Annotated in this window: 19 protein-coding genes; 12 read left to right on the top strand and 7 right to left on the bottom strand. The window is 71.5% G+C overall.

Going from position 1 to position 16,894, the window contains the following annotated elements; genetic code table 11:
• Positions 1-2: 2 nt before the first annotated feature.
• Positions 3-644, top strand: coding sequence for a carboxymuconolactone decarboxylase family protein (locus ACFPZN_RS42460; protein ID WP_378288272.1), 642 nt, complete (start codon positions 3-5; stop codon positions 642-644).
• The gene (locus tag ACFPZN_RS42465; RefSeq protein WP_378288273.1) at positions 644-1,825 is read left to right on the top strand and encodes an acyl-CoA dehydrogenase family protein; all 1,182 of its coding nucleotides are present in this window, start codon (positions 644-646) and stop codon (positions 1,823-1,825) included. Before ACFPZN_RS42460 ends, ACFPZN_RS42465 begins: the two co-directional genes overlap by 1 nt.
• Before the next feature lie 62 nt (positions 1,826-1,887).
• Here the strand turns inward: ACFPZN_RS42465 and ACFPZN_RS42470 are convergent, their stop codons facing one another.
• Positions 1,888-2,817, bottom strand: a complete 930-nt coding sequence (locus tag ACFPZN_RS42470) for an SMP-30/gluconolactonase/LRE family protein (RefSeq protein WP_378288274.1) — start codon at positions 2,815-2,817, stop codon at positions 1,888-1,890.
• 286 nt (positions 2,818-3,103) lie between these two features.
• On the opposite strand from ACFPZN_RS42470, the gene ACFPZN_RS42475 reads away from it, so the two are divergent.
• Both ACFPZN_RS42475 and ACFPZN_RS42480 read left to right on the top strand, forming a co-directional pair.
• The gene (locus tag ACFPZN_RS42475) at positions 3,104-4,078 is read left to right on the top strand and encodes an aldo/keto reductase (protein ID WP_378288275.1); all 975 of its coding nucleotides are present in this window, start codon (positions 3,104-3,106) and stop codon (positions 4,076-4,078) included.
• 35 nt (positions 4,079-4,113) lie between these two features.
• The gene (locus ACFPZN_RS42480) at positions 4,114-4,746 is read left to right on the top strand and encodes a SecDF P1 head subdomain-containing protein (protein ID WP_378288276.1); all 633 of its coding nucleotides are present in this window, start codon (positions 4,114-4,116) and stop codon (positions 4,744-4,746) included.
• Between the two features lie 4 nt (positions 4,747-4,750).
• Here ACFPZN_RS42480 and ACFPZN_RS42485 read toward each other — a convergent pair whose 3' ends face one another.
• The gene (locus ACFPZN_RS42485) at positions 4,751-5,302 is read right to left on the bottom strand and encodes a PCRF domain-containing protein (protein WP_378288277.1); all 552 of its coding nucleotides are present in this window, start codon (positions 5,300-5,302) and stop codon (positions 4,751-4,753) included.
• Here ACFPZN_RS42485 and ACFPZN_RS42490 point away from each other — a divergent pair.
• On the top strand, positions 5,291-5,656 hold the full coding sequence (locus ACFPZN_RS42490) for a hypothetical protein (RefSeq protein WP_378288278.1): 366 nt from the start codon (positions 5,291-5,293) through the stop codon (positions 5,654-5,656). The two genes, ACFPZN_RS42485 and ACFPZN_RS42490, sit on opposite strands and share 12 nt — an antisense overlap.
• 27 nt (positions 5,657-5,683) lie before the next feature.
• On the opposite strand, the gene ACFPZN_RS42495 is transcribed toward ACFPZN_RS42490, so the two are convergent.
• Positions 5,684-6,898, bottom strand: coding sequence for a cysteine desulfurase-like protein (locus tag ACFPZN_RS42495; protein ID WP_378288279.1), 1,215 nt, complete (start codon positions 6,896-6,898; stop codon positions 5,684-5,686).
• A gap of 19 nt (positions 6,899-6,917) precedes the next feature.
• On the bottom strand, positions 6,918-7,580 hold the full coding sequence (locus tag ACFPZN_RS42500; RefSeq protein WP_378288280.1) for a malonyl-ACP O-methyltransferase BioC: 663 nt from the start codon (positions 7,578-7,580) through the stop codon (positions 6,918-6,920).
• 585 nt (positions 7,581-8,165) lie between these two features.
• Here ACFPZN_RS42500 and ACFPZN_RS42505 point away from each other — a divergent pair.
• Positions 8,166-8,966, top strand: a complete 801-nt coding sequence (locus tag ACFPZN_RS42505) for an FkbM family methyltransferase (protein WP_378288281.1) — start codon at positions 8,166-8,168, stop codon at positions 8,964-8,966.
• Between the two features lie 502 nt (positions 8,967-9,468).
• Here ACFPZN_RS42505 and ACFPZN_RS42510 read toward each other — a convergent pair.
• On the bottom strand, positions 9,469-9,729 hold the full coding sequence (locus ACFPZN_RS42510; RefSeq protein ID WP_378288282.1) for a hypothetical protein: 261 nt from the start codon (positions 9,727-9,729) through the stop codon (positions 9,469-9,471).
• A 231-nt stretch (positions 9,730-9,960) separates the two neighbouring features.
• Here ACFPZN_RS42510 and ACFPZN_RS42515 point away from each other — a divergent pair, with 231 nt between their 5' ends.
• A complete protein-coding gene (locus ACFPZN_RS42515) occupies positions 9,961-11,055 on the top strand; it encodes a fatty acid desaturase family protein (protein WP_378288283.1) in 1,095 nt (364 codons plus the stop codon).
• A 580-nt stretch (positions 11,056-11,635) separates the two neighbouring features.
• Here ACFPZN_RS42515 and ACFPZN_RS42520 read toward each other — a convergent pair.
• Positions 11,636-12,583 carry a LysR family transcriptional regulator gene (locus ACFPZN_RS42520; protein WP_378288284.1) on the bottom strand — a complete coding sequence of 316 codons (948 nt, stop codon included), beginning with the start codon at positions 12,581-12,583 and terminating at the stop codon, positions 11,636-11,638.
• Between the two features lie 349 nt (positions 12,584-12,932).
• Between ACFPZN_RS42520 and ACFPZN_RS42525 the strand changes: the two genes are divergently transcribed.
• Positions 12,933-13,223, top strand: a complete 291-nt coding sequence (locus ACFPZN_RS42525; RefSeq protein ID WP_378288306.1) for a UBP-type zinc finger domain-containing protein — start codon at positions 12,933-12,935, stop codon at positions 13,221-13,223.
• A 243-nt stretch (positions 13,224-13,466) separates the two neighbouring features.
• Here the strand turns inward: ACFPZN_RS42525 and ACFPZN_RS42530 are convergent, their stop codons facing one another.
• Positions 13,467-13,862, bottom strand: a complete 396-nt coding sequence (locus tag ACFPZN_RS42530; RefSeq protein WP_378288285.1) for a hypothetical protein — start codon at positions 13,860-13,862, stop codon at positions 13,467-13,469.
• Between the two features lie 1,261 nt (positions 13,863-15,123).
• On the opposite strand from ACFPZN_RS42530, the gene ACFPZN_RS42535 reads away from it, so the two are divergent.
• From ACFPZN_RS42535 to ACFPZN_RS56835, 4 genes are all read left to right on the top strand, one after another.
• A complete protein-coding gene (locus ACFPZN_RS42535) occupies positions 15,124-15,396 on the top strand; it encodes a hypothetical protein (protein WP_378288286.1) in 273 nt (90 codons plus the stop codon).
• An 88-nt stretch (positions 15,397-15,484) separates the two neighbouring features.
• Positions 15,485-16,195 carry a DUF5994 family protein gene (locus tag ACFPZN_RS42540; RefSeq protein ID WP_378288287.1) on the top strand — a complete coding sequence of 237 codons (711 nt, stop codon included), beginning with the start codon at positions 15,485-15,487 and terminating at the stop codon, positions 16,193-16,195.
• A gap of 50 nt (positions 16,196-16,245) precedes the next feature.
• A complete protein-coding gene (locus ACFPZN_RS42545; protein ID WP_378288288.1) occupies positions 16,246-16,542 on the top strand; it encodes a hypothetical protein in 297 nt (98 codons plus the stop codon).
• 48 nt (positions 16,543-16,590) lie between these two features.
• Entirely contained in the window at positions 16,591-16,683 is a 93-nt protein-coding gene (locus ACFPZN_RS56835) for a transposase family protein (protein WP_465252308.1), read from the top strand.
• Positions 16,684-16,894: the final 211 nt, after the last annotated feature.

A 16,894-nucleotide genomic window follows, 5' to 3' on the forward strand; every position in this document is an offset into this window, starting at 1 on the left:
CGATGCCCCGCCTGCGTGAGGTCCCCCGCGCCGAGGTCACCGACGAGCGGATCCTCTTTTTCTACGACCGCCTGTTCGCCCCCGACCGCGACCCCGCCGTCGACCACGGCACGGCCACCGGCACGCCCGGCGACTGGTGGACGGTGTTCGCCCAGTCCCCGGACGTCTTCCGGCACGCCGTCCGCGGCTTCGCCCTCTACCGCAACGCCTCCCTCGACCCCGTCCTGCGCGAGCTCGGCCAGTGCCGGGCCGGCTGGGCGCGCGGCAGCCAGTTCGTCTTCTCCCAGCACTGCAAGCAGATGCGGGCGCTCGGCATGCCGGAGGAGAAGATCAGCGCGATCCCGCACTGGCAGACCGCCGACTGCTACTCGCGGCTGGAGCGCGCCGTCCTGGCCTACACCGACGCGCTCGTCCTGGACGGCGGGCGGGTGTCCGACGAGATCTTCGACATCCTGCGCGAGCACCTGCCCGACAGCGAGATCCTCCAGCTCACCTACATCACCTGCATGTACGAGATGCACGCCACCATGGCCAGGGCGCTGCGGCTGGAGTTCGACGACCGTCCCGAGGCGGTCGTCGAGGTCGCCGCGCCCGAGGGCTACGGCGACCGCGACATCTCCGCCGACCTGACCGGGGAGGGCTGATGCTGTTCCCCGTGCCCGACCGGATCCGCAAGGTGCGGGACGAGGTGCACGCGTTCATGACCGAGCGCGTCGAACCCGCCGAGCCCGTGCTCAACGCGGGGGGAGAGGAGTCCCGCGACGCGCTGCTCCGGCTCCGCGGCGAGGCCAAGGAGGCCGGGCTGTGGGCCCTCGGCCATCCCGCCGGGCTCGGCGGGGGCGGGCTGCCGTTCCTGGACTACGTGTACGTCAACGAGGTCCAGGGCCGCAGCGAGTGGGGCCAGCTCGCGCTCGGCACGTTCACGCTCCAGGACTCGCTGATGCTGCACCAGTACGCGAGCCCCCGCTGGCGCGAGCGCTACCTGGCCCCGATGGTCCAGGGCGAGGTGTCGCCGTCGTTCGCGATGACCGAGCCGGACGTGGCCGGGTCCGACCCGACCGGGCTGCGCACCACCGCGGAGCTGGACGGCGACCACTGGGTCATCCGCGGCCGCAAGTGGTTCACCACCGGGGCGGCGCAGGCCGCGTACACGACGGTGATGTGCCGCACCGAGCCGGACGCGGCGTCCCCGCACCGCGCGTTCAGCATGATCATCGTGCCGACGGACACGCCCGGGTACCGGATCGTCCGCGAGACGCCGGTGCTCGGCCTGCACGGAGGCCACTACGAGGTCGCCTACGAGGACGTGCGGGTCCCGGCCGACAACCTGCTCGGCCCGCGCGGGCACGGCTTCGTCATCGCCCAGGAGCGGCTCGGCCCCGGGCGGATCTTCCACTGCATGCGCTGGCTCGGGCAGGCGCAGCGCGCGTTCGAGCTGATGTGCGCGCGGCTGGACTCCCGCGTCGCGTTCGGCGGGCCGCTGTCGGCCAAGCAGCTCATGCAGCAGCACGTGTTCGACTCCTACACCCAGATCCAGGCGGCCCGGCTGCTCACCCTCCAGGCCGCCGAGCAGATCGACGCGGGCGACCTGAGCCTGGGGCAGGGGGCCAGAATCGAGATCGGCGCGATCAAGGTCGTGGGGGCGCGGATGCTGCACGACGTGATCGACCGCGCCGTCCAGGTGCACGGGGCGGCGGGGCTCACCGACGACACCCCGCTGTCGCGCATGTACCGGCACGCCCGCGAGGCCCGCCTGTACGACGGGCCCGACGAGGTCCACATCCAGAGCACCGCGCGCCGCATCCTGCGGAAGATGGCGTCATAGCCGCGACGCCGCGTCCGGAACCGCGCCGGCCCGGGGCATCCCCGCGGGCCGGCGCGGCCCGGTCAGCCCGCGTGGTTGAGCCGGAGGCCGGGGCGCGGCCAGTCGACCTTCAACAGCTGCCCGGTGCTGGACGCGGTGACGTACGCGGTGCGCAGGTCCTTCCCGCCCCAGCAGATGTTGGTGATCCCCGGGTCGTCGTCCACGTCGATGTCCACGAACTCCACCAGCTTCCCGGACGGGCTCACCACGGAGATCCCCGCATGCACCATCGACGCCACGCACACGTTGCCGTGGCCGTCCACGCCCAGCGAGTCGAAGTTGGTGTAGTCGGGGGCGGTGTAGAGGAAGTTGCCGCCGCCCGAGCCGCCGAGCGACCGGCCGCCCCTGATCCGGCCGGGCGCCGTGACCTCCCACCACCAGACCCGCGCGGTGTAGGTCTCGCTGACGTACAGCCGCCCGCCGTCGGGGGAGAGGCCGATGCCGTTGGGCCCCTCCATCCCGCCGGCCAGCATCGTGATCGAGGAGCCGTCCGCCTTGGCGTAGAACAGCCGCCCCTTGTCGCCGGTCACGCCGTCGCTCTTGCCGTAGTCGGTGAAGTAGAGGCCGCCGTGGGCGTCGAACACCAGGTCGTTGGGGCCGCGCAGCGGCGCCCCGCCGGCCTCGGTGTAGAGGGTCTCGACCGAGCCGTCCGCCAGGTCCACGGCCTGGATGCTGCCGGTGGTGTAGTCGTCGGGGATGCCGCCGGCGAAGACGAACCCGCCCACCTCGAAGCGCCGCAGGCCGCCGCTGTTGGCGATGTAGACCCGCCCGTCCGGGCCCAGCGCGGCGCCGTTGGGGCCGCCGCCGACCTCGGCGGCCACGGACGTGGCGCCGTCCGGCCGGACCCGGGTCAGCGTGCCGCGGTGGATCTCCACCACCAGCACGTCGCCGTCCGGCAGCGCCACCGGGCCCTCGGGGAACAGCAGCCCGTCCGCCAGCTTGGTGATCTTCATTTTCCGTCCCTTCCGCCCCGGTCCGGCCGCCGCGGCCGCGGTTCCGGCCCCGCCCATGACGGCGAGGCCCGCGGTCGCCGCTCCGAGCCCGGAGAGCACTGTTCGGCGCGTGAGCCGTCGCATGCCAACCCCGTTCGCAGAAAGCGTCCTGGATCATCTGTCCGCCTAGATTGCACGCAATCTGGCGGAAAAGCTAGCCTTTGACCAGGAAAATTCGCCAGATTGTATGCAATCGGTTCCAGGGTCCTGCGAGTCGCTAAGATCCGCCCGGACCATGAGGAGGACGATGCGTTACCGACTGCTCGGACGGACCGGACTGCGGGTGTCCGAGGTGTTCCTCGGCGCGCTCGCGTTCGGAGAGGCGGCGGGCGGGGCCTCGCTGAAGGAGGCCCGCCGCATCCTGGACGTCTACGCCGACGCGGGCGGCAACGTCCTCGACACGGCGAACAACTACGGCGGCGGGCACAGCGAGCGGGACCTCGGCGAGCTCCTGCAGGGGCGGCGCGACCGGTTCGTCCTCGGCACCAAGTACACCTGGACCCGCGACACCACCGACCCCAACGCGGCGGGCAACCACCGCAAGAACCTGGTCCGGTCGCTGGAGGAGAGCCTGCGCAGGCTCCGCACCGACTACGTGGACCTGTACTGGGCGCACATCTGGGACCCGTACACGCCGGTCGAGGAGACCGTCCGCGCCCTCGACGACGCGGTCCGCGCGGGCAAGGTGCTGCACGTCGGCTTCTCCGACACCCCGGCGTGGACCGTCGCCCGCGCCGTCACCCTGGCCGAGTGGCACGGCCACGAGCGGCCCGCGGCCATCCAGGTGCCCTACAACGTCCTGCAACGCGACGTCGAGCGCGAGCTGCTGCCGATGGCCGAGAACCTCGGTCTCACGGTCGCGGCCTGGAGCCCCCTCGCCAAGGGCACGCTCGCCGGCCGCCACGACCCCGCCACCCTGGAGGGGCCCGCCCGCCGCGCCGCGGAGGAGGTCTCAGCCATCGCGGCCGAGGTGGGCGCGACCCCGGCGCAGGTCGCGCTGGCGTGGACGCGGGCGCGCTCGCGGGCCGTCCACCCGCTGGTGGGGGTGAGCAAGGCCGCCCAGATGGAGGACGTCCTCGGCGCCCTCGACCTCGTCCTCCCCGGCGAGGCGGTGGCACGGCTCGACGCCGCCGGCGACTTCGAGCTCGGCTTCCCCGGCAACTTCATCACCCAGGCGGCGCCGCTCTACGGCGAGACCTACCACCGCATCGACCCCGCCTGACCGGAATCGGCGGCAGTGCCCATACTGGGCCTGTGATGAGCGATCCCCCGCCCCCCGGGGCCTATCCGCCGCCCCCCTCTGACACTCCGCCGCCCGGGTTCTCCCCGCCGCCTCCCGGGCCGTCCCGCAAGATCTGGCTCATCCCCGTCCTGGTGGTCGCGCTGGCGATCGTCGTCGCGGCGGTATCGCTGACGGCCGCCCTGGTGCTCTCCGGCGACGAGGACGACGAGCTTCCGAGCGGGCCCGCGGTGCTGCGCCGGCCGGTGCAGTTCCTCGCCGTCCGGGCGGCGCAGCCCGGCCCCTGCGCGGCGGAGTGGCTGCCGATCGCGTCCGAGAACGAATGCCTGCAGGTCGGGAGCGGCATGACGATCGGCCGGGTCGACGACATCCGCGTCCAGCCGCCCGACCCCGCGCGCGGCAGCACCGGGTTCACGGTGGCCATCTCCCTGACCGCGCAGGACGCCCGGTCGTTCGCCCAGCTGACCACGACGGCCTCCCAGGCGCAGGCGCCCGCCGACCGGATCGCCATCGTCGTCGAGGGGCAGGTGCTGTCCGCTCCGCAGGTCGCCTCGCCCATCACCGGCGGGAAGGTCGAGATCAGCGGTCCGGCCGACCTGTTCACCAGGGATCACACCGAGGGCCTGGTACGCCGGATCACCGGCCGCTGAGCCGTCACCAGACCCCGAGAGGCCGATCATGGTGCTTGACCGGCGGCGGCGCGTCCTGCCCGTCCGCCGCCGTGCGCTGGAGATGCAGCAGCTGCGAGCGCAGCAGGGTCCATGCCCCCATGCGGTTGCGCTGTGTCGTCTCCTGCCCCGTGCAGGTGGCCAGGATTCCGGTGGGCACGTGCCGGAGCCCCACCGTACGGACCGGGCTCAAGGGCGGGCCGCCGTGGTCCCCGAGCGCCTTCGCCCACTCCTGCACGTCCTCCTCCTGGATGCGGATGCCGTCATAGGACGCGGCCACCGGCAGCACATCGACGTGCACCTCCACCATCGGCGTGACGCGCCGGAAGTGGTCCCACTCCAGGCGGTGCAGTCCGCGCTCACCGGCCAGGCCGCCGTAGGCGCCCGCACCGCCGATCCGCATCGCTCCCGAGGACATCGAGAACATGCGCCAGGACTGGTGGTAGACCTGCACCGGCCGCCCGTCCCGCTCGGCCCGCTTGACGAACCAGCGCCACAGTTGCTCGTCCAGCCCCCACGTGTCGGGGTGCTGTTCCACCTTGAAGAGCACGATGGCCTCGCGGTCGTCCAGCTCAGGGCCCGGCGTACGGCCGCGCAGGTCGTCGAGGACGGCGGCCAGCTCGCGCAGCCCGGCCAGGCATTCCGCCGCCAGGGCGTCGTCGTCAGCGGCCAGTCCCAGCAGCCCGCCCAGCGTGTCCAGCTCGGAATCGGCCTCGTCGAGACCGTGCAGGAAGGTTTCAATGGTCCGCAGCCGCCTGCCGGCGACCTCGGCGTCGCTTCAATGCGCGGGATCGGCCAGGATCTCGGTGAGCCTCCGGGCCTCGGCCCGCAGGGAGTCCGTGTCCGCCTGCGCGGTGAGTGCCTCCAGCGCGCGGCGGCATTCGTCCAGTAGCTGCGCGTTTCCGCTCATGGCGCCAGTTTAAGGGCGCGGCCGCCGGAGGAAGTCTGACAACCCTTGCAGCAGGCGGTCCACGTCCTCGGCGTTGTTGTAGGGGGCCAGGCCCACACGCAGCCCTCCCTCATCACCCAGGCCGAGGCGCCGGGACGCCTCCAGCGCGTAGAAGGACCCCGACGGCGCGTCCACCCCGCGTTCGGCGAGGAAACGATAGGCGTCGGTGGTGCTGCGGCCCTCGATGGTCAGCAGCAGGGTCGGGGTGCGCTCGGGCGCCCGCGAATGCACGGTGATGTCCGGGAAGTCCGCCAGCCCCTTCTCGATCCGGAGCCGCAGCACGTCCTCGTGCCCTTCCAGGGCCGTGAATGCCGAGAGAAGCCGTTCCCGGCGCGACCCCTGCCGCCGCGGGCCCAGCCCGGCCAGGAAGTCGACCGCGGCGCGTGTCCCCGCCAGCAGCTCGTAGGGCAGGGTGCCGAGCTCGAACCGCTCGGGGACGGCGTCGGTCGACGGCAGCAGCTTGTCCGGCCGCAGGGTCTCCAACAGCGCGGGACGGCTCGCCAGCACGCCCATGTGGGGCCCGAGGAACTTGTACGGGGAGCAGGCGAAGAAGTCCGCCCCCAGCGCCTCGATGTCGACGGAGGCGTGCGCGGTGTGGTGGACCCCGTCGACATAGAGCAGGGCCCCGGCCTCGTGCACCGCGCGGGCGATCTCAGCCACCGCGGGACGCGTCCCGATCAGGTTGGACGCGGCCGTGACCGCCACCAGGCGCGTGCGCTCGGAGAGCACCGCGCGGACCGCGTCCGTGGACAGCACGCCCGTCGACGGGTCGAAGTCGGCCCAGCGCACGGTGGCACCGGCCCTGTCCGCCGCCTGGATCCAGGGACGGATGTTGGAGTCGTGGTCCAGGCGCGTGACGACGACCTCGTCGCCCGGCGCCCACGTCCGGGCGAGGACGCGGGAGAAGTCGTAGGCCAGCTGCGTCGAGCTGCGGCCGAAGACGATCCCGGACGGGTCCGCGCCGAGCAGGTCCGCCATCGCGCCGCGGGTCTCGGCGACGATCGTCTCCGCGTTGCGCTCCCCGGCCGTGCCGTGCCCCCGGTTGGACAGCGGACCCGCCAGCGCCCCGGCGATGGCGTCGATGACGGGACGCGGCGTCTGCGTGCCGCCCGGCCCGTCGAAATGGGCGGACCCCGCCTCCAGCGCGGGAAACCGCGCGCGGACGGCGGTGACGTCGTAGGTCATACGCGAACTCCTTGCCGGATCACAGGACGAACGTGAGCATACGGTCGGCGCCGCGCTGGAACTCGAACGGCACCCGCACGCAAGCGCTGGTCACGCCGAGGGCGGCCTCGACGTCGGCCCGCAGCCGGTCGAGGAAGTCCACGGGCGCCCCGTCGCCCTGGTGCACCAGCGGGAAGAGCCTGACCTCCCCGCGGCTCACCCTGCACATCTCCAGGATCGCCGCGCGGTGCCACGCGTAGTCGAAGCGGTCGGCCCAGGTGAACAGCAGGTGCGAGGACAGCACGAGGTCCACGCCGGCGTCCGCGAGCGGCAGCCGGGGCAGGCTCCCGGCGAGGTAGCGCCCCGGGTGCCGCCGCAGGTCGACCAGGAACTCGGCACCGGCCGCCCGGCGCAGCTCGCGGTGGCGGCCGGGGGAGCCGTACCAGTCCCACAGGTAGCGGTCGCCGCCCGCGATGCCGATCGCCCGGCTCCGGTCCAGGTCGCGGGACAGCCGCCGGGCCAGCGCGTCGGCCCCGGCCGCGTAGGCAGGGTCCAGCGCCAGCGCGCGGCCGCCGCCGGCGCCGGCCCCCGCGACGAAGCTGGACGCGCCGCCGCCGCAGTCGAGAGTGACGCCCGCCAGGTCGTCGTCGGTGAGGTCGAACATCGCGCGGTACTCGGCATGGGATCGGGACGTGAGGAGCATGGGCGGCCTCCGGTTTCGCTGATCGAAGCGTGCGGATCAGGTGGCGGGGTCGCTTTGAACGCCTTCGCGAACGCGTACTCCGAGCCGTAGCCGGAACGTTAGGCCACGGTGTGCAGGGCGGCGTCCGACTCGCGCAGGAGACGGGCCGCGGCTTCCGGGGGCGGTCCCTACCCGCCGGCCAGCGTGAGGCGGCGCAGGACGGTGAAGCCGTCGCCGATGGTCTCGGTGAACAGCACCTCCCGTACGAGGAACTCCGAGTCCTGGAGCGCCACGTCCGGACGAGCACGCACAGATGCCGTCGCACGGCCGCAGCGTACCCCTGTTGAAACAATGTGTGCGCGGACGCGTTTATCGGCCGATCGGTTTACCCATGTCCGGTGGAATAGGCTGTGATCCTTTTGTGGCCGGGCCAATGTTGCCCGGCACTGACTCCGTGGCTTACTGTCCGGATTGCTCGATGCGACGTATGAGCGCGAAGGCCCCATTCCTTCTTTGTCTCCGACGTCGGCGGCGGCTGTTGGTTTCGGGTCGGTGTCGGAGGCGATCGCCTGTGCGCGGTGCACGTGATGTTTGCGAGAAGCCGTGATGGTGCTGCCGGAAGGGGCGCCCACGGCCGGTGCGGAGGACGAGGCCGCACGGAGCGGGCGGTTCGCGCGCGCGGTGGCGCGCCGCGTTCCCCCGCGGCTGACCGCCGCCGTCATCTGGACGATCTACCCGCGCGTCGAGCCCGAACTGGCGCGCGTCCGCGACTTCGTGCCCGCGGGCGGCACGGCCGTCGACGTCGGCGGATGGTTCGGCCCCTGGACGCGCCGCCTCTCCGGACTGGCCGACCGGGTGGTGACGCTGGAGGCCGCGCCCGCGCTGGCGGCCCTCCTGAAGCGCGCGTTCCCCCGATGCGAGATCGTGCACGCCGCCGCGTCCGACGAGTGCGGGCACATCGATCTGTCCATCCCGCCCGCGGGGGAGTTCGCGGGCGTCGCCTCGGTCGGGCGGCGCGGCGGCGACACCGTCCAGGTCCCCAAGGTCACCATCGACAGCTTGGGGCTGGAGGACGTCCGCTTCATCAAGCTGGACATCGAAGGGCACGAACTCCACGCGCTGCACGGGGCCGCCGGGACGATCCGGCGGGACAGGCCGGTCCTGCTGATCGAACTGGAAGAGCGCCACGCGCCGGTCCGGCCGGTCGTCGACCTGCTCGAGGGCTGGGGCTACACGGGGCACGTGCTGCTGGACGGCCGATGGGCGTCGCTCGTCCTCCGGGACCTGGTGGCCGCCCAGGAGGCGACCGCCCACCAGCTCGACCGCGGCCTGCTCGCCAAGGCGCTGAAGCCCGGCCGCCGCTACGTGAACCTCGTCCTCTTCACCCCGGCGACCGAACGGGCTTGACCGTATTCGGCCGGGGCACGGCGGGAATTGTCCATGGACTCCCGCGGAAGCGGAAAAACAAATGGCCGTGCGGACCACGACTATCCGCGACGGTAATCGCGCATTCTTCAGCCGGCCCGCTCCGGAACCGGAGTCGGGTCAGGGGATCTTCGGGGTGGCGCGTTCGATGAGGGGCGCGAGGTCGAGGCCGGCCGGGAGGGTGCCGAAGGCGTGGCCCCGGTCGGCGGTCAGGCGGGAGGCGCAGCGCCCGCCGGGTCGTCGAACGCCTCGCCCTCACCCATCTGCGAGGACGCGGCCAGGGCTGCCGCGTACGCAACCGCTCAGATACGCCGTCACATCGCCACCCATCCCTATGCCGCACGTGACGTGAGCTTCCCCCCGTAGCCCGGGCAGCTTGGCGAGGCCCGCGGGCGCGTGTGTCGCTTGCCGGCGCAGCCTGCCTGACGTGGCGTTTGATACTTGTGGGCGCAACGGGGTGGAGCCGAGAGCCAGATGGGTCGGGTCAGAGGTATTGGCCGGTCGTGGCGCTGTCCTTGCCGCACACACGGACCGAGACGACGTTGGCCAGGTTGATGACCACGGCGTTGGTATCGGGGTCGCGCTTGTAGCGAGCCTGGTGCAGGGTCAGGCATCGTTGGTGGTCCAGGGCGCGGGTGACGGCCTCGAGCGCTTGCTCGGGATCGTCGAAGTCGGTGGTGGCGACGGTGATGTCTTCGCCTCCGACCGGGTGGAAGCGGATGATCAGTTCATCGTTGTCTGGCATGACGAAGCCTCTTTCCGTGTCATCGCGGCCATACCCGGTCGCAGAGGGCGATCACCTCCGCTGATGGGCCCTGCTCAGGTTGCTGGTTTCTCCTTGGTCGGCTTCAGGCTTGACTGGAACTTGATCGGTTCCGCCGCGGCAGGGTACGGGCACCGTGCCGTGAGCGCCTGAATGAAGAAGGCGCCCTGCCTTGGCTGAAGCAGGATTTCGTGCCTTCCCGAGGAGAGCACCATGACCAGAACCGTTGCCACCGACGCTGTGAGCCAAGGTGTCGCCCGAGGCGGGGACGATGCCGGAGGGAAGCCGGGAGGCGGCCGGGGCAGTGACTACGCGGTCTTGTCCCGCGAGGTGAAGCGGGCCGGGCTGCTGGCCAGGCGCCCGGGCTACTATTCGGTCAAGATCGGGGGGAACCTGCTCCTGCTGGCCGCCGGCTGGGTCGCGTTCGCGGCGATCGGGTCGTCGTGGTGGCAGCTGCTGGTGGCGGCGTACCTGGCGGTGATGTTCACCCAGACGGCGTTCCTCGGGCACGACGCCGGTCACCAGCAGATCTCCGGTTCCAAGCGCGTCAACGACCTGCTCGGCCGCCTGCACGGCAACCTGCTGGTCGGGCTCAGCTACGGCTGGTGGACGTCCAAGCACAACCGGCACCACGCCCACCCCAACCAGGTCGACCGCGACCCCGACATCTCGCCCGGCGCGATCGCCTTCACCCGCGAGCAGACCCGATCCCGCCGTGGTGTCGGCGCTTGGCTCGCCCGCCACCAGGCCTGGCTGTTCTTCCCCATGCTGCTGCTGGAAGGGTTCCACCTGCACATTGCCGGAGTCCGCGCCCTCCTTACCCGTACCACCGGCTCGCGGGCGGCGAAGCCGGCCGAGGCCGGCCTGCTGATCGTCCACCTGGGCGGATACCTCACCGCCCTGCTCTGGGTGTTGTCCCCGGTTCAGGCCGTGTGCTTCCTGCTGGTTCAGCAGGGACTGTTCGGGGTGTATCTGGGCTGCTCGTTCGCGCCCAACCACAAGGGCATGCCGATCTTCGCCCGGGAGCATAAGATCGACTATTTGCGGCGGCAGGTGCTGACCTCACGCAACGTCCACGGTGGCCGCCTGACCGACTTTGCGCTCGGCGGGCTGAACTACCAGATCGAACACCATCTCTTCCCCTCCATGCCCCGGCCCAACCTGCATCGCGCCCAGGGGCTGGTGAGCGCCTTCTGTGCTCAGAACGGCATTTCCTACTGCGAGACAGGACTGTTCCGTTCCTACGCCGAAGGGCTGCAGCATCTGCATGCGGTCGGTGGGCCCCTGCGCCCCCGACTGGAGTACTGAAACGCACGGCATCCTGCCGGTCGGCCGCGCTGATGGGCCTGCCGGATATCGGCGGGGTTCTCAGGCCGGCGCTCCGCCCACTGGACGGGGCGCGGATGACATCACCGGCTACACCTTCGGCGCAGGTCCGCGTCGGCCCTTCGACCCGAAAGGACGGTGGACGATGCCCGTCGCCGCCGGTACCGCTCTCCTCACTGTCGGGGCCGTCCTCACCTTCGCCCTGACCGGTTCCCTGCGTGGCCTGAACTTGCACACCGTGGGTGTCATCTTGATGCTCGCCGGTGCGGCCGGACTCGCGCTGCGGTCGCTGACAGGCGCCAGAGCGCGCCCGAACGGGCTACGCAGCCGGCCATCCGGCCGTCCGCCCGCACGCAGCCGCCAGGACGCCATCGACGACGGCAACGCCATCGGCAATGGCGAGAGGGACTCCACGCGTTCGCAGGGTTCCGCGACGCGGAACCCTTCACTCGATGACGACCGCCGGGCTCGCGGCGGCCACCGTCGTTGGACACGCCCTGGCCGCCGCTGAACCGACGTCTCCCCGTGGCCGAGGACGGCGCGGTGGTCGCGGGCCTCGCATCTAGTCGTCAGAGGTGGCATCGAGGGGCCCCGGCCGCTCCGCCGTCCGATCGTTGGTGGCCAGCCAGCCCAGCCTCTGGGACATGGCTCGCGCGCAGCCGACGATGGCCGCCACGTGGTCGGAGTCGTCACCGGCCCGCCAGAGAACCGACCAGGGGTAATAGGAGGCCGGCTCGGTGAGCGGACGCCAGATGGTCCCGGCGATCGCCGTGAGGCAGGAGGACGGCACGCAGTACAGGCAGCGTCCCTGGGCGACCAGATCGGCGGCCGCGCGAATGCTCTCCACCGTTCCCGCGTACACGGCGGGAGTGAAGCCGGCGGCTCGGCACATCTCCACGGTGAACTGGTTGAACTCCGGCGCCTGGGCCTCTTCGGCGAGCAGCAGCGGCTCCTGGGCGAGCGCGGCGACGGGCACCGCGTCCAGGTCGGCGAACCGGTGACCGCGCGGGATCAGTACCCCGAGAGGGTCGTGGCGGAACAGGTGGGAGGCGATCGCGGCGGGGGCGAGCGAGGCCCGGCCGATCCCGACGTCCAGGCGCCCGTCGACCAGTTGCTGGTACTGCTCGGGCACCCCCGCCTCGACCTGGTGGATGACCAGATCGGGGAAGCGGGCCTGAACCTCGTGCAGGATCTGCGGCATCGAGTCGTAGCTGGGGTCGATGATCCCGACCCGCAGCGCCGGAGAGGCACCGACCGCGCTCCGGGCCACCCGGACGGCCCGGTCCACCTGGGCCAGGATCTGCCGCGCCTCGACCAGGAACAACGCCCCGGCGGTGGTCAGGGCCACATGGTGGGTGCTGCGTTCCAGCAGCCGGACCCCCAGCTCACGCTCCAGCCGCTGCACCTGCTGGCTCAACGCCGACTGCACGATGTGCTCGCGGGCCGCCGCCCGGCCGAAGTGCAGTTCCTCGGACAGGGTCACGAAGTAGCGCAGCTGGCGCAGCTCCACACCCGCCACCCTCCCTGGCAACGACACCGCCGGCACCCGCCACCACACCCGTACCCGCTGGTACCAGGATTGGCCCCCCATTCGGGGACCCGGCAGGTGGCCGAACCCGGATGCGCAGGGCGGCATGGCGATCCTACTTCCCCACCCGGATCGCAGGAAGGGTCGTAGGTCCCCCCCGAGGTGATCGGCCCTGGTGATGGGCCGGGCTCGGCTTGGCCGTTTCCCCCGCCGCCTCGACGGAGTTGTCTGGGAGACAAGGATCAAGCCGGGGCGTTCGTTCGAGTGATGGGGAAGGGGGCCGCACATGGGCGCCGGCCGTGAGAGAACCGACCAGAACATGTCCTTGTCCATGCCCCCGATCAGCCCGAACGGATCGGCGCCGCACTGGCCGCACTGTGAGCACCTCGACGGGCTGGTGCCCGTCACCCCGCGATCGAACGGATGCCCGGAGTGTCAGGTCCGCGGCGACATCTGGACGGACTTGCGGGTCTGCTTGACCTGCGGCTGGGTGGCTTGTTCCGACGACTCACCCAACCAGCACGCCCGAGCGCACTACCGGGAGACCGACCACCCGCTCGTCGCCGACGTGGAAACCGGATCGCGCTGGCGTTGGTGTTACGTCCACCAGCGCCTCGTCTGACCAGAGTGAGCCTGCTCTCATCGCAGTGCACGCCGGATTCGGCCGATTCCCCATCCTCGCCCTCGCGGCGACTCGCCTGATGGCCGTCGCCTGCTGGGTCATCCTCACCCCGGGGCGACTGCAGTCGAATGTGCCCGCCGCGCACGGCGATCTCCGCGGCCAGATCATCAGCGGGAGGGCCCGTTTCTCGCGTTCGGTCCTGTCGCCCATGGCCGTGCGGCGGCTGGCGGCTCTGGGGACGGCTCAGGTTCCCCAGTCTTCGTCGTCCAACTCGTCCCAGATCGGCTGGTCCACGGTCGGCCTCCGCGGCCAGGCGGGTTCGTCTCGTGCGGTGGTGCGGCGGGGGAGCGGCGGGGGCGGTGGGGCGGAGGGTTCGTCCAGGCGGGGTTTGAGTTGCCGGTAGCGTTCCAGGGCTGCTTCGGCGCTGAGACCGAAGATCGCGGCGATCTGATCGAAGCTCATTCCCGAGGCTTGCGCGGTGTTCAGCAGACGTGCCTCGGTCTGGTCCAGGTTCAGGCGGACCGCGCCCAGCACCACGAGTGCCGCGGCGACTTCCACCAGGTCAGGGTGATCAGCCGCGCCTCGTTGAGCTCGGGCGGAGGCGGTGATGATCGCGTCGATGGCGTCGCGGTCGGGCATCGGCCGTTCCCTGGCCTCCCAGAGGACTTCGTCCACCCCGGTGGCGTAGCGAGGGGTCAGGTAGGCCCGCGCCTCCTGTACCTGCGCCGGTGCGGGAGCGGGAAGACCGGTGGGCGGCAAGGGGCCGGCTGGGAGGGCGCGGGTGGCGGCCCTGGGTGAGGTGACTCGCTGCCGTTCTGGGGTGGCTCGGTTCGGGCTGGTCGTAGGGCTGCGACTGGCCGGATCACGGTCCGTGGTGGTCATCAGGCTCTTTCTGGCGCCGGTGCGTGCGGTGTCACCCGGGTCCACAAGGGCGGGCGGGATACGGTCTTCTGCGGTTGCGGCGGGCACCACGGTCGTGCGTCTTCCGTCCTCGCACTTTCGCCCGCAGGTCTGCCGCTGGTCGGCCGTGCCGGCCCGCCACGGTGGGCCGGTTCGCGGCCCACCGGCTGCGGGGGCCGTCGATGACGCTCATGAGGGAAGGGGGCAGGGCGGGCGCCGCGTCGGCTGTGCCGGTCCGATCACGCCGCCGCTGGTGGCGCCGGTTCTGGTAGGGCCGCGCTGGGCGGGTTCGGGCGCGGTGGTCGGGCCTTGGCCATCGGTAGCCGGGCCGAGGCGGTCGTCGCGACGGCGCTCGCGTTCGCTCGGCCGGGACGCGGTGACACGCTCGGTGCTCATGAGGCCCTCATCCGAACTGAACGGCTCGTGGCCAGGGCCGTCCGTCGCCCGGAGGCGCGGACGACCCTGGGATATCGGCGCAGCCGCCCCAGCCGTGGCTGCCCACCTCCCAACCAAGACCACCCGCCAGATTCCGGAAACCGTCAGTTCGCGCAAAGGCCATCACCAAAGCCGATCGCCTCACTTTCACGAAATGCGGGTGCCGGCATAGAAGGCGGTGCAGGTGGTCGCCTTGCCGCGCAATGGTGCGCGGCCGGCGGCGGGGTTCGGCCCGCGGTGGCGGTGAAGTCATCGACCGCGGTAACGATGCCGCGTGGGTGAGCGGTGAACACCGCCCCGCAGGTCCTCGGTAAGCCGGGTGGGCCGAGTGCCCCGGCGCCACCGGGCTTGCGGAACCCTGACCGGGCGGGTACCGCGAAAACCTCGCAAGCCGATTGCGCGGACCGGGAAACGGCCGGAATTGAGGTCGCGAAAGCCATAAATTTACTTCGGATATTTCGCGATATCGGAAGTTCTAGGAGTAGAATAAAAGTATCTGGCAACGACGACATCCCCACCCTGAGGGTGACCCGCCATACCGGCTCACCCCGGCAAGGGAATGCACATGCCGATCTTCACTCGTGCTCGCCGACCCGACCGGCCCGGAGCGATCCCGGACGGGCAGGTGTCCTGGACGGACCAGGTCTGGCCCGCTGTGATCGCTCTGGCCGCGACGACCGTGTTCATCGTCTTCCTGGTCCTGGCCGGCCTGCCGATGGCAGTGGGCATGGCGCTGACGACCCTGGTGGCCGCCGCGATCCTGGTCACGCTGGTGACCGGAACCGAATGGCTCACCCGGCTTCATCGCCTCGCCCCGCATCCGCGGGGACACCGCTGACCCACCCGGCCGGCCCCTCCGGCCGGCCACCCGATCGCCAACCGTTCCGAGCCGCCACCCGGCGGCTCGGGAGAAGGGGCTGTGCCCCATGCGCACCATCACCGAGCGACGAACAACGATCAGCCTCTCGCCGCCCTCGACCCCCCGGCTGCGGATGCGCCCGCCGGGCCCCGCGGGCTCGCCGCGGACGCCGCTGGACGGCGGCTGGTGGCCCCGCTCGACCGACCCGGTCGCCGAACTGCCCGGGTTGATCCTGGCCCTGCGAGCCGGGCCGCAGGCCGACGGGCCCGCCGATGACACCGACGGGCCCGCCGATGACCGCGGGCGCATCACCCATGTCATGCTGCGAGTGGCCGATTGGGACAGCCGGCCACGCCGGCTGCGCGTCGACGGCCCGGCCGACACCCGGGTGGTGCGGCTGAGCTGGTTCGACACCCTGCCCACCGGGCTGCTCACCGCGCTCTACGCCGACGGCCACCGCGTCGACCTGCTCACCGTCCCGCCCTACACCTCCCACGCGGCGGCACGATCGGCCCTGGAGTTGGCCGCCCACGACTCCAACCACCTGCCCGCCCCCAAGCTGCCGGCCGCTGCCGGCCGCACTCGTCACACCGACCGGATCGGCAGCCACGACCGGCCCGGATGTGACATCACCAGACCCCTGAGAACCACAGGACGCCTGAGAACGGGGGCGGACGGCCGCGAGAGCATCTCGGCAGGGCCCCGCCCCATGACGAGGATCGCTCGCCGATCCCGGCCGGATCGCACGCTTCCGCGGCCGGGGGCGAAAGTGGGATAGGACACGGACAAGTGGGATAGGACACGGACAAGCCGTGAGGAGTGAGGCTCATGAATGCAACGGTGACCGAGGTGTGGGTCGAGTGCCACGATGGCCGCGACCTGGTCCGTGCTGATGCGATCGTGATGCTCCGCCTTGACGAGGCCGGTCGGCTGACCGCCCAGCTCCGTGATGAGGCCAGAGTCAGTGTGACCTTCCTGGAAGGCTCGTCGCGCGGTCGGCCACCCGGTGATTTCCATCGTCGGCTGGTCCGGGCGGTCGCCGAACTCGCCGACTCCAGCGGGGCGCAACTGGTCCGCGCGCATCACGACGGTGAAGTCTGGCGTTGGGTCAGCGAACCACTCTAGGCGTACTTGGTCATCATCTCGGTGACACTGCCCGGACGGTGCCCACGGGTGCGGTGTCCCGGTTGTGCGGCGGACCCGTCCCGCACGCATGGCCATTACCGGCGTCGGCTGCGGGACGTTCCCGCGCTGGGCGGCCGGTGACGATCGAGCTGCGGGCGGGCCGGTCCGTTCCGCGCGAACCACGGCCACGCCTGCACCATTGAGATCAGGTGCACCGCTTCGACGACTCTCGCCTGCCCGTGGTGGTGCCGCCTGGGCATTCTTCGGTTCGCCCGTCGGGACGGTTGGGGGAACAGGGTTCCCGGCAATCTTGAACGATCTTTTGCGTGGCTGCGGCTGGTCGGCCTCTGCG

Origin of the sequence: Actinomadura rugatobispora, assembly GCF_042656285.1 — a bacterium.
Taxonomy (GTDB): domain Bacteria; phylum Actinomycetota; class Actinomycetes; order Streptosporangiales; family Streptosporangiaceae; genus Spirillospora; species Spirillospora rugatobispora.

What these genes read in the sequence shown, in the direction of transcription:
- ACFPZN_RS42460 (WP_378288272.1), top strand. Translation starts at nt 3, where the DNA reads ATGCCCCGCCTGCGTGAGGTCCCCCGCGCCGAGGTCACCGACGAGCGG.
- ACFPZN_RS42465 (WP_378288273.1), top strand. Translation starts at nt 644, where the DNA reads ATGCTGTTCCCCGTGCCCGACCGGATCCGCAAGGTGCGGGACGAGGTG.
- ACFPZN_RS42470 (WP_378288274.1), bottom strand. Translation starts at nt 2,817, where the DNA reads ATGAAGATCACCAAGCTGGCGGACGGGCTGCTGTTCCCCGAGGGCCCG.
- ACFPZN_RS42475 (WP_378288275.1), top strand. Translation starts at nt 3,104, where the DNA reads ATGCGTTACCGACTGCTCGGACGGACCGGACTGCGGGTGTCCGAGGTG.
- ACFPZN_RS42480 (WP_378288276.1), top strand. Translation starts at nt 4,114, where the DNA reads ATGAGCGATCCCCCGCCCCCCGGGGCCTATCCGCCGCCCCCCTCTGAC.
- ACFPZN_RS42495 (WP_378288279.1), bottom strand. Translation starts at nt 6,898, where the DNA reads ATGACCTACGACGTCACCGCCGTCCGCGCGCGGTTTCCCGCGCTGGAG.
- ACFPZN_RS42500 (WP_378288280.1), bottom strand. Translation starts at nt 7,580, where the DNA reads ATGCTCCTCACGTCCCGATCCCATGCCGAGTACCGCGCGATGTTCGAC.
- ACFPZN_RS42505 (WP_378288281.1), top strand. Translation starts at nt 8,166, where the DNA reads ATGGTGCTGCCGGAAGGGGCGCCCACGGCCGGTGCGGAGGACGAGGCC.
- ACFPZN_RS42510 (WP_378288282.1), bottom strand. Translation starts at nt 9,729, where the DNA reads ATGCCAGACAACGATGAACTGATCATCCGCTTCCACCCGGTCGGAGGC.
- ACFPZN_RS42515 (WP_378288283.1), top strand. Translation starts at nt 9,961, where the DNA reads ATGACCAGAACCGTTGCCACCGACGCTGTGAGCCAAGGTGTCGCCCGA.
- ACFPZN_RS42525 (WP_378288306.1), top strand. Translation starts at nt 12,933, where the DNA reads ATGCCCCCGATCAGCCCGAACGGATCGGCGCCGCACTGGCCGCACTGT.
- ACFPZN_RS42530 (WP_378288285.1), bottom strand. Translation starts at nt 13,862, where the DNA reads ATGCCCGACCGCGACGCCATCGACGCGATCATCACCGCCTCCGCCCGA.
- ACFPZN_RS42535 (WP_378288286.1), top strand. Translation starts at nt 15,124, where the DNA reads ATGCCGATCTTCACTCGTGCTCGCCGACCCGACCGGCCCGGAGCGATC.
- ACFPZN_RS42540 (WP_378288287.1), top strand. Translation starts at nt 15,485, where the DNA reads ATGCGCACCATCACCGAGCGACGAACAACGATCAGCCTCTCGCCGCCC.
- ACFPZN_RS42545 (WP_378288288.1), top strand. Translation starts at nt 16,246, where the DNA reads ATGAATGCAACGGTGACCGAGGTGTGGGTCGAGTGCCACGATGGCCGC.